The following is an 11,302-nucleotide window of genomic DNA, read 5'->3' as shown; positions in this document are numbered from 1 at the left end:
GCAATGGAAGTAAATAATATTTTTTAGCCATGCACTATAAGACTGTTTTATTTTGATTAAATTAGCTCACAATTCGATGACTAATATCAGATAGCTCAGTAAGTTACACAAATATTATGGGTATCTGTAATGATATATCAAGAATGAGTAAGGGGATTTATACAAGAAAGTGAATAATATTGTTGGAGTCATCTTAATATGACAGTATTGAATAAAATAACTGAGCTTTATTAGAATGTATTTTATTTAAATGATATTAATTCTTATTAATGAATAATTAAATCAATATGTATTCTATTATATAAAGTATATTCCTATAAGGGGATTAAATAGAGGCCAGTCGGGCTCATTAAATATTAACAAGCCCGACTGGTCATTTTTCGTCATTATTGACGTAAAGATTTAATATGCTCCGGGGTGACATCGGCAGGCTGTCCTCCCCATTGAACGCGAAGGAAGTTCACTAACTCACTAATTTGTTGGTCATTTAGCTTATTAGCAAACCCTGGCATACTTTGCATGTTTTGGTTATTAGGAAACGGCTGTTCAGGTAAACCATCTAAAATAGCGTTAATTAGGTTAGTGCTATCCGCATCACGTAATGTTGAATTCCCTTTCATTGCCACGGCAACATTCGGTTTGCCGCTACCATCATAGGAGTGGCAGCCGGAGCAGGTTTCTAAATAAATTTGGCGGCCTTGTGCGTTACCTTCCCCCATTCTTAATGGTGAAGTGGCTGGTGGGTTATCGCCCATTAAATAGGTGGCTATGGCACTATTATCTTCTGGAGTTAAATGTTGTGAACTCAGATAAATTACAGGGTGCATATCACTGTAGGCGGAACCTTGTGGCGTGAGCCCAGTCATGAAAAACTGCTGTAAATCTTCTTTTGTCCATCCTCGTTCTGCAAGCGCTTTCGGGGTAATATCTGGCGCCATAAAACGGCCTAATGCACCGCCTTTCATAAAGTTATCTAAATCCATTTCACCCAGTTTCCCTCTTGGCGTATGGCATTCGGCACAATGCTCTAATACATTAACTAAATACCGGCCACGTAGCCATTCAGAGGAGCTACCTTGTGAGCTATCTGGGAGCGGTTTGTCGTTAAAAAACAATAAATTCCAGCCAATCATTGCCATACGTTGGTTCAATGGGAATGGCAATGAATTTTCAGGTGGCGCGACATCAACTGCGGGTTGACTCATCAAATAACTGTAAATAGCGTCAGAATCTTCACGAGTGATCCCTTTGTAAGAGGTATAAGGCATGGCCGGATAAAGATTTTTACTCGGCGGTGAAATTCCTTGGGTCAGTGCTTTATAAAAATCATCTTTTGTCCAGCGACCGATACCAAAGTCAGCTGAAGGGGTTAAGTTGCTGCTGTAGATTATCCCAAATGGAGTATCTAGAGGAAAACCACCGGCTAATGGCGCGCCATCAGCGCTGGTGTGGCATGCAGCGCAGTCACCAGCAAGGGCGAGATAACGGCCCCGCTCAATTTCTTGGGGAGTCGCGGTGACTTTTTGTACCGGGCCATCTAAGGTACGGCTTTCATACCAGTAGAGCACCGCCCAAACGATGATAGCGATGGCTATCAACCATAAAATAATTCGTTTGATCATTTTATTGCCTCCTTGATAAGACCAGGAGTCGCAAGAACCACATCGCGTACTGCTTCATAATAGCGGACATAGCCCGTACAACGGCAAATATGGTTATTTAGAGCTTGTTTGATAGCATCTTCTAGTTCTTCTTCTGCAATAGGGTTTCGCTGAAGTTCTTCAATAAATACGGTAGCGGCATTCACAAACCCTGGGGTGCAGTAACCACACTGAAAACTGAAATGTTCAACAAAAGCTTGCTGAACCGGAGATAATTTTACCTCTCCATTTTCTTCTTTAGTGGCCGCCCCTTCGATAGTCCGAATACTTTTATTATTGAAAAAATGGGCGCCAGTAATACAGGTGCGGATCTCTTCGCTGATACCAGATGGATTATCTAAGATAACAACGCATGCATGGCAGATACCTTGACCACAGCCTAGGCGAGAACCTGTTAGGTCGACATATTCATGATCATGAAGAAAGTCGATCATCATGAGGCCTTCAGGCACGTCCATTGGTCCATACTGTTGGCCATTAATGGTTAAGGTAAGGGGAAGGAAATTTAGGCTCATGATATTACCTCTAAAATGTCTTTTGCGCGTACAGGCAAATGCAAGAAATGATGACCAGTTGCATCTGCAATGGCATTAACGATGGCTGAAACCACCGGGATCATAACAACCTCAGCAACGCCTTTCGGCGGGTCAGTGTCCGAAAGTCCTGGTAGGACTTCGTTGGTTTGTTGCCAAACAGCAACGTCACTGGCAAGAGGGAGATGATAACGGTTGAAGTTCCATGTCCCATCACCGGGGCCATCTTCGTAGAGAGGTAAATATTCATGGAGCGCATGGCCGATACCCATTGCTAATCCACCTTGAATTTGCCCTGAAACCAGCTGTGGAACAATGAGATTACCGCATTCCACCACGCTGTGATGGTTGAGTAATTCAACATGTCCCGTCGCTTTGTCGACGGAGAGCTCTGTCACCGTGGCAACGGCACTGTAGTATGTAACTCCGGCATTATTTCTTTGTGTATCAGGGTAATACGCTTTCTCGCGGTGGCAAACTTGGTATTCTTTATCGGCAAATCGTAGCGATAGCCCATCAATCGGTAAACGGCGGGTTTCTCCCTGAATAGGGAATTCCGCTTCAGCCCATTGCCAGCGGTTAAATACGTGGCACACTGCGCCGGTTACTCCGCCCATTGCAAAAGTGCGTTCAATTAAGCGCGATAAACTCAGCACCTCGAGCCCATCAGCGGTTAAGCCTTCAGCAACCCAACGTGCATCTTCACGACGAACAACGAGAGGAGCAGCTTGCCCGCCACCAATGCCTTCTTGCCAAATTGACATAGCCGCTGGCCATAACCCATGATCAAAAATAAGGCGCGCTGCCGCTTCGGTGCTATGGGTGAAATAATAGGCGGAATTACTGGCACTCGCAGGTGAGCAGTAGTTCGGTGTCCATAATGGGTTTTGAGCTAGGTGGTTTTGTTCATCTTGTGACATGGCAAATGGGTTACCTGTCGATACCATCGGTAAAATTGACCAATCAACAACAGAAAAATGAGCTTGTTCCGCAGGCTTTCCTAACCATTTAGCGCAAACCACCGATTGGGACGTGGACATGCCTGTACCAATTTCTGCACCACTATGGTAAATGGCAATTTTCCCCTCGGGGGTGAGTTCCACGCGAGCAAAGGAGGATTCCGCGCCTGTTCCGAAGTCTTTTTGCACACAAGAAATCCCTGTGCCAAATAGTTTACCGCTATTTTTCGCTTCAAAGTCGGCTTTACGTTTGGCTCTATCTGTCCACATTGGATGCGCAGCACAGCGAGTTAACACTTCATCTGCACGAATAGCGCCACCAGGGATTGCCCCTTGGGTATTTTTCATCCCAGACTTGATGATATTTTTAAGGCGGAACTCGATGGGGTCGGCTTTGAGTAGTTTTGCGGCTTCTTCCATTAACATATCGGTTGCAGCCATGGCTTGTAATGTGCCATAACCGCGAGCTGAACCTGCATCTACTGCTCGTGATGCAATACCGACCGCAGATAAATCACTGCGGGGAATATAATAGATAGCTTGAGCACCTGTAGCCCCGACCATAACAACGGAAGGCGTAAAATTACAGCGACCACCGCCGTCACCGATAAAAGAAGCTGAAAGAGCTTCAATTTTATGCGTTTTTTTATTAACCGCTAAGGTGTAATCCATATCGAAAGCATGGCGTTTGATGGTGGATTGAAATTGTTCATAACGGTCATTAGCCAGACGAATAGGGACTCCGTCTCCATATAATGTTGCCATCGCCCCATAATAGGGGAATGGAGTGTGGTCTTTAGAACCATAACCAACGGTAAAACAAGGGTGTAGGAAAATTTGCTTAATTGGGAAATGTGATTTTGCCAACATCTCTGGTAATGATGCCGCAACCTCCTGAGGGGACTGTGTCGGAATAACAAGATGGAATGACTGTGTTTTGGCGTCGTACCAACCGTTAGCATTATCAGGCTCTAAGGCGGCAGTATCTATCGATTGAGAAAAGTATTTTCGTTTGATCACTAACCAGTCTTCTGGCGGGTTTTCCAGTTGTTTGGCGAGCTCATCAGCATATAGCATGCCTTGTTGGTCTAATTTTCCACCTTCGCGGCCTTCAGGCCAAACGGGTAAGTGTTTTTTCATGCCAATAGGGGAGATTGGCATGTCTTTTAGGCTTGAGTAAATATCGGGCTCATAAGGGTTTTCATTGCCAACTCGCACGCCACGGTAGCTTCCCCATGGGTCTCGTTCTAATGGGCCAGTTAATGCGCCATATTGGATAACATCGTCACGGAATTTTAAGGTTTCTTTGGCAAAACGAAATTTAGCAAAATCATGGTAAATCAATAATGCGACGGCTTGGCCGAGGTAGGCTGGTGTTTTTCCTTCAGGAAGCAATAGATCCTCGCCATAAAATTCAGGGAAAGCGACACCATCTTTTTCTAAATCACTTGCGGTTACGATGCGGTCAGGCATCAGGCCATCTTTTAGCAGATCAAGGTTAAAGCCTTGGTAAACTTTATCGGCTTGAGTCACGCGGAGTAAAAATGCATGGCCTTGCTGTTTTGGCCAGTGAGGGATATCACGTGCACGAATGTCTCTGGCGAAGACTTTCTCCCCTTGGACTTTGGCAAAACCATCAATACGGAATTTGATTTGTTTGTCGACCGGGTTCCAGTCAGGAGATTGAAGGATTTTTTCTTCGAATAGCACATCGAAAGCACGGCTATACAAAGGGGCTAAATAAACAGATATTCCCGCTATAACGGCACATTTTAGAAAGTGTCTGCGGGAGAGTTCGACATTGCTTTTGCTCATAATACACCCTTACACTTATTATTATTACATCAGTATTTTTATTTTTATAGTCACATAGAAAAATTACTTGTATCACATTTATATTATACTTCTCTTAATAATTTTCAAATTAATGATTAAGTAGTTCTTGTGATCTTACTGAATATACTTTATTTATGAGGTATGCAATCAGTATATCGATTTAAAATAAAAACTATGAATATTGGCATTTTAATATTGGCAGCAGGAAAAAGTGAACGTTTTCAAAATGCTGGAGGTAAAGGAAGTAAATTAAACTTTGTGTTAGAGGAAAACACAGTTTTTGAAAAAACACTATGTAATTCAATTGATAGTGGACTTCCTATGCATGTGGTAACACGGCCTGAGAATGAAGGTGTCATTAATAATTGTTTACAATTTAATATTCCATACTCATTGATTAATAGTAATGGGTTAGGCGACTCAATCGCATTTGGTGTTAAAAACACTTCAAATTTAGATGGGTGGATAATTCATTTGGCGGATATGCCATACATCAATAGCCATTTATTTATCCGTGTAGCGAATAAATTAAAACAATATACATTAGTACGGCCAGTATATAATGGCTTGCCGGGACATCCTGTGGGAATATCTGCAAAATATTATTCAGATTTAATTAAATTGTCTGGAGATGAAGGGGCAAAATCAATATTACAGAATAATTTTGTCTATAAACTAGACATAAATGATGAAAATGTTGTGAAAGATATTGATTATCCAAGTGTTGATAACGAGTAAGGAACAAATATGTTGCGTGAAGATGTTTTTGTTATCTCCCAAGCTGTTGATTGGATAAAAGAGCAGCCAGTTTGGTTATGTACAGTATTGAATACTTATGGCTCTTCGCCTAGAAGTCCTGGCTCCTTGCTGGTTGCAAAACAGAATGGCCAATATGTAGGCTCGCTTTCTGGTGGCTGCATTGAAGAGGATTTTATTCAACGAATCAAAAATATTGATTATGTTAGTCGCAGCCAAGTTGTTCGCTATGGAAGAGGTGGGATTGAAACTAAAGTCAACTTGCCCTGTGATGGCAGCTTAGATGTTTTGATTGAATATTTACCCAATAATGAAAAATCGCTTCATTACCTTGTTGAGATCCAAAATGCGCTATTGGGTTATTCGGCGATTATCAAGAAAGTCACCTTGCCGCAGAGCGGTGAAATTCATATAGCTAATAAATCAGAGCAACCAACACAGATAGAACGTGATGGTGATAAAATTCAGCTATATATTGCGGCTCCTCCTCGGTTAATTATTGCAGGAATTTCTACCGTCGGAGCTTATTGCGCTAATTTTGCCTTAACATTAGGGTTTGAGGTCATTATTTGCGATCACCGAGAAGACGAACTAGCGCGGTTTGCACCACAAATTCCACCTCAAGTTGAGGTTGTTTCTTTATTTCCCGCTCGCTATTTAGAAGAACAAGGTTGTTCTCCAAATACTGCCATTGTTTCCTTAACCCATGATCCCCGAATTGATGATTTAACACTGATGGAGTCGGTTAATACAGATGCTTTTTACATTGGTGCAATGGGGTCAGTAAGAACGAGTGCTCGCCGTCGTGAACGGCTTATCGCATCCGGTGGGATGATGGAAGAGGAAATAGAGCGTATCCATGCCCCCATTGGTATTCCGATAGGTAGCAAAACACCACCTGAAATTGCTTTAGCGATAATGGCCGACATTGTTGCTTATAAAAATGGCGTGACCTCATCAGATACTGCATATAAAACTAAGAAATTGATGGGTATAAATTAAATATAACGTAATTGTATTTCTAATAGCTCACGCCATTTTAGATGGCGGAGCTAATTACAAATAATCTAGTTAATATATGGAGGTAATCGCTTCTCCCATTTTCACCAAATATTTTGATGCATCATACCGATCGGTAATTATTTCAATGTAAGCTGCGGTCTCTAGAGTTTCAATATGCAGTAAGGTGTCATTGAGTTCCTCGCAGGTTGTTACTTTTTTACAATACCAATCATCACACCCAAGTGCCGAAGGTAGTTGTGCATAATTCCATTTAGCAACATCGTTATAATAATATTCAGGTTCTCGACAAAATAGTCGCTCGATAAGGTAGCCATCGTTATTTAGAACAAAAATAATAGGTTTTAATCCGAATCGTGCAAATTGACTAATTTCTTGCATAGTTAATTGATGAGCACCTTCACCGGTTATTAAAATAATACGACGAAAGGGAGATGCTAAGGCTGCACCTAATGCAGCAGGAGTCGCCCAACCAATTGATCCCCACAAAGATTGAGTTTGAAAGGATGCACCTTTAGGTAAAAGTGCAAATGCTAAGCCCATGGTGAATGTGCCTGTATCACCAAATATCATATCGTTAGGTTTGAGCATTTTTTCTAATCGAGGGTATAAGAATGTTTCCGTTATTTCTTTTGTGGCTGAAACGATTGGCTCCCCAAGTGATTGTGCTCTTGGGAATGAATTTTGACTAAAAGGATAATGAGTAGGAGATATTAAATTATTCTTTAAGGCTAAAAGAATATCCTTCATATAAATATTATTGTAGCATTGGCCATCTATAATTACGTAGTTATCCATAATATGGATGATGTTTTCAGTTTTAATATTTGAGGTATAACAAGCCGTATTAAAATCTGACATAATTGTGCCGAAATTTAAAATACAATCACAGCTTTCTACAAATGAAGTCACTTGTGGATTGATGAAATCACCTGCATACATTCCCATATATTGTGTGTTAGTTTCATCTAACACGCTCTTATCCATAAAGAGGGTTGCATAGGGAATTTGGGTATGTTCAATAATATCTTGTAACTCTTTTTCTAGCCCTAAACGTAAAGATATAGAGCCAGCCAATAGACAGGCTTGTTTACTATTAATTAATTTATTAATTATCTGATTAACGGTGATTTTTAGCGTTTTTGAACAGCTTTTTGGCTCTAATGATAAGGGGGTATTAGTTTGTTTGATAATAGGCTGCATTGCAAAATCAGCAGGTAATCCAAAATAAACTGGGCGTCGTTCATGTAATGCACAAGCTATTAGTCGCTTTGTTTCTTCAATACAATTCTCAGGGGTAATGATGGCATGAGCACAGACAATATGCTGGCTCATTTTATAAAATGCATCATAGTTTCCATTTCCTAATGTATGATGAGCAATGCGTTGGTTTTGCTGTGATTGGCTTGGTGGCATCCCAACTAAGTGAAATATTGGTAATCGTTCTGCAAAAGAACCCGCTATCGCATTTAGCGCACTTAGTTCGCCAACGCCAAATGTTGTTGATAATGCGGCCATTCCTTTAACTCTAGCATACCCATCAGCAGCATAGGCTGCATTGAGTTCATTGCAGTTACCAACCCAACGTAAATAAGGCATTGTACAAACCGTATCATTAGTAGGAAAGGAATAATCACCCGGTACACCAAAAATATCTTCAATTCCTAAGTCATATAGTTTAGATAAAATATATTCAATCACAGTTTCGTTCATTTTATTTCTCCAATTATTAATTAATAATAGTCTTGTGATTTTTATTTTTATAAAATTAATACTAATTAATGTGGTAAATAATAAAATATTATTATTCGTAATGGGATTGAGTATATTTGTTAAATTGAAAAATAGTCATTTTCTATCTGATAGAATGAATTGAAAAATAATGAATAAAAAGCAGCAGATCTTTATTATAAGATCTCGCTGCTATTATTAAATGTAATATTAAAATTTAGCGGCTGTTACCATTATTTCAACAAGCACTTGGTCTCGAGCCATATTGGCTTCAACAGCAGCACGGGCTGGGCTGCTTTCAACTGGCATCCATTTTTCCCACACAGCGTTAAACGCTGAAAAATCCCTTGCCATATCTTTAATCCAAACTTGAGCAAATAAAATTCGAGTTTTATCACTGTCGCTTGCAGCGAGTAAGGCATCAATTTTCGCTAAAACCTCAGTTGTTTGTTGAATTATGTCGCCAGTTAGATCATTAGGTACTTGCCCTGATAAATAAACTATCCCTGCATATTCAACGCTGTCTGCTAAGCGTGGTTTCGGGGTGTTCCGTTTAATTGACATGATTACCTCGTTAATCCAGTTAAAGAAATGGGGGATGTTTGTTTTGTTATAAGCTGAGTCAATATTTCCGCGCTGCCTGCGGCAAGAGTAAACCCTAAACTACCGTGTCCAATATTAAGCCATAAATTTTTATAGGCAGTTTTTCCTAATAAAGGAGGGCCTTTGGGTGTTGAAGGGCGTAAGCCACACCAACTTTCAGCATCGTTAATTTTGGGTAATTCAGGGAAGGTATTTTTTATAATATTTTTGAGTGCTTGTATTCTATTTTCACGTAAACCTTGATTGTCATAGCCAATATCAACCATTGCAGCAATGCGTAATTGGTCATTCAGTTTGGCATAGACAATTTTATTGGCGTAGTCGGTAACATTAATTTTCGGAACAATATGTTCAGTTTGCGGGTATTCGACACTTAGGCTATACCCCTTTAACCCTAAAATAGGAACATTAATATTCAGTGGTTTTAATAATTCGTGGCTACCATTTCCTGCACAAACAATAAAATCATCAGCTTGGATCGTTCCCTGGTGAGTGGCTATTCCAGTGACTTCGTTATTTTGAGTAATGAAAGATTTAACACTGTGCTGCAAACAAAGTTTAAATTTAGGTTGTGTGAGTAAATATTGCAGTAGATTTTTACAGAATAAATAACAATCAGCGCTCTCATCATCAGGGGCATATATTGCACCTACTAGCTGAGACTGTATCTTTTTTAAAGAAGGCTCTAGTTCAACAATTTCAGCGGGTGTTAATACTTTTTGAAATTGTTTATCAACCGTTTCACTGGCTTTTTGGAAACTTTTATTATCACGGTGAATAATTAATTTCCCTGATTTTTCCCAAGCAAAATCAGCGATATCACCATTGCTACGCCATTTATTCATTATTTCTTGGCTCAGGAGTGATAAACGTAAAAGATGGGCACCATTAACTTTATTGGTTTTACGGTTACAAGCTAATGTGAATTGCGCTAACCAAGACCATTGTTGTAATGAAGGCATTATTTTTAAATTTAAAGGTGAGTCACTTTTCCCCATCCAACGTAAGCCTTGTAAAGGAACACCTGCATCAGCAAGGGGTGATACATAGCGATAGCTGAGCTGCCCACCGTTAGCAAAACTGGTTTGCATACCGACATCGGTATCTGATTCAACTAATGTTACGGTTTGGCCTGCTTTAATTAATGAATAGGCGGTGCTTAAACCAATAACACCAGCTCCAATTACCACCACATGTTTAGTCATAATAATCCGTAACCCATAATAACCAAGATGTTATTATTTAACGGCGAATAAGCTAACTAAACAATTGAGTTTTCATTACTAGAGTATAACTTTTGGTTAACTACTTTGTTTCTTTTTTCGAGTGTGGATGCCAAGGTGTTAACATAATTCTGTGCGGCTTTGGTTAATGGCTTATCTGCTCGATGAAAAACAGATACGGCAAGATGTAAACCTTCCTGTAATGGGTAAATCATCGATTCAGGTAATGTGTGTTCGGCTGAAAAAATATCGGTAATACTGCAGCCTAATCCAGCTTGGACAAATTCTGCTGCCATATGGTAGGTGTGCACACTAATACTTGATTCTGCAAACTCGTGACGCTTTTGTAATAGCTGAGATAAGGAATCAGAACCAGGGTGGATCCAACGCTCTTGGTCGATATCAGTGAGTGATACAGGGGAGTGTAATGGTAATTTGCTATCTACATAAACTAATGGGATATCAGCAATGGGGAGAACAGTAATCCCCCCTTCAATTTCAAGATTAAAGCCAATACCAATATCGAGATCTTGTTGGGTTAATAGCTGCAGAATATCCGTTGTATGATGTGTACCGATCGTGAGTTTGATATTGGGGTGCTTTTTTATAAATTGCGCGGTTACTTCAGGCACTAAGTTTAGCCCTAAGCTAGGTAAGCAGCCAATGGCTAATTTACCTTGTGGATCACGTGATAAGTTTTGCGCTAAAATTCTGAGCTTATCTAAATTATGATAAACTTCTTTGGCTTCCTCAAATAGTAGGTTTGCCTCAGCAGTCGGAATTAATTTTCCTCTTATTCTCTGGAATAAGACTAAGCCAAGTTGTTGTTCTGCATGTTTTAAGGCCTTACTTGCTGCGGGTTGTGAGATATGTAAAACCTCCGCTGCACGGGTTAAAGAACCACAGGTCATGACCGCATAAAAAATATCGAGATGCCTTAATTTCATTTTCAGAAACCTATTATTTGTCTTTACTCACAG

At 40.2% G+C, this 11,302-nt stretch carries 9 protein-coding genes; 2 read left to right on the top strand and 7 right to left on the bottom strand.

Annotated features, from left to right (window positions below; translation table 11 throughout):
• Positions 1-386: 386 nt before the first annotated feature.
• The 3 genes from PSF67_RS16255 to PSF67_RS16245 are packed head-to-tail and all read right to left on the bottom strand — an operon-like array spanning position 387 to position 4,968.
• Positions 387-1,622: a c-type cytochrome gene (locus PSF67_RS16255; RefSeq protein WP_102140097.1), complete on the bottom strand. Its 1,236-nt coding sequence runs from the start codon at positions 1,620-1,622 to the stop codon at positions 387-389.
• Positions 1,619-2,176 carry a (2Fe-2S)-binding protein gene (locus PSF67_RS16250; RefSeq protein ID WP_272677266.1) on the bottom strand — a complete coding sequence of 186 codons (558 nt, stop codon included), beginning with the start codon at positions 2,174-2,176 and terminating at the stop codon, positions 1,619-1,621. Before PSF67_RS16250 ends, PSF67_RS16255 begins: the two co-directional genes overlap by 4 nt.
• Positions 2,173-4,968, bottom strand: coding sequence for a xanthine dehydrogenase family protein molybdopterin-binding subunit (locus PSF67_RS16245; protein ID WP_272677265.1), 2,796 nt, complete (start codon positions 4,966-4,968; stop codon positions 2,173-2,175). Before PSF67_RS16245 ends, PSF67_RS16250 begins: the two co-directional genes overlap by 4 nt.
• Before the next feature lie 195 nt (positions 4,969-5,163).
• Here PSF67_RS16245 and PSF67_RS16240 point away from each other — a divergent pair, with 195 nt between their 5' ends.
• Together PSF67_RS16240 and PSF67_RS16235 are read left to right on the top strand one after the other, a co-directional pair.
• Positions 5,164-5,727, top strand: coding sequence for a nucleotidyltransferase family protein (locus tag PSF67_RS16240; RefSeq protein ID WP_102140094.1), 564 nt, complete (start codon positions 5,164-5,166; stop codon positions 5,725-5,727).
• A 9-nt stretch (positions 5,728-5,736) separates the two neighbouring features.
• The gene (locus PSF67_RS16235; RefSeq protein ID WP_210844651.1) at positions 5,737-6,747 is read left to right on the top strand and encodes an XdhC family protein; all 1,011 of its coding nucleotides are present in this window, start codon (positions 5,737-5,739) and stop codon (positions 6,745-6,747) included.
• A 69-nt stretch (positions 6,748-6,816) separates the two neighbouring features.
• On the opposite strand, the gene PSF67_RS16230 is transcribed toward PSF67_RS16235, so the two are convergent.
• From PSF67_RS16230 to PSF67_RS16215, 4 genes are all read right to left on the bottom strand, one after another.
• Positions 6,817-8,478: an alpha-keto acid decarboxylase family protein gene (locus PSF67_RS16230; protein WP_272677264.1), complete on the bottom strand. Its 1,662-nt coding sequence runs from the start codon at positions 8,476-8,478 to the stop codon at positions 6,817-6,819.
• Between the two features lie 228 nt (positions 8,479-8,706).
• Positions 8,707-9,060, bottom strand: coding sequence for a RidA family protein (locus tag PSF67_RS16225; RefSeq protein WP_272677262.1), 354 nt, complete (start codon positions 9,058-9,060; stop codon positions 8,707-8,709).
• A gap of 2 nt (positions 9,061-9,062) precedes the next feature.
• Entirely contained in the window at positions 9,063-10,304 is a 1,242-nt protein-coding gene (locus tag PSF67_RS16220; protein WP_166265787.1) for a D-amino acid dehydrogenase, read from the bottom strand.
• 56 nt (positions 10,305-10,360) lie between these two features.
• The gene (locus PSF67_RS16215; RefSeq protein WP_272677260.1) at positions 10,361-11,269 is read right to left on the bottom strand and encodes a LysR family transcriptional regulator; all 909 of its coding nucleotides are present in this window, start codon (positions 11,267-11,269) and stop codon (positions 10,361-10,363) included.
• Positions 11,270-11,302 lie beyond the last annotated feature (33 nt).

The organism is Providencia sp. PROV076, from assembly GCF_028483405.1.
GTDB classification, from domain to species: Bacteria; Pseudomonadota; Gammaproteobacteria; order Enterobacterales; family Enterobacteriaceae; genus Providencia; species Providencia huaxiensis.
The sequence above is the reverse complement of the archived record's forward strand: the minus strand, read 5'-3'. Positions and strand labels throughout refer to the sequence as shown.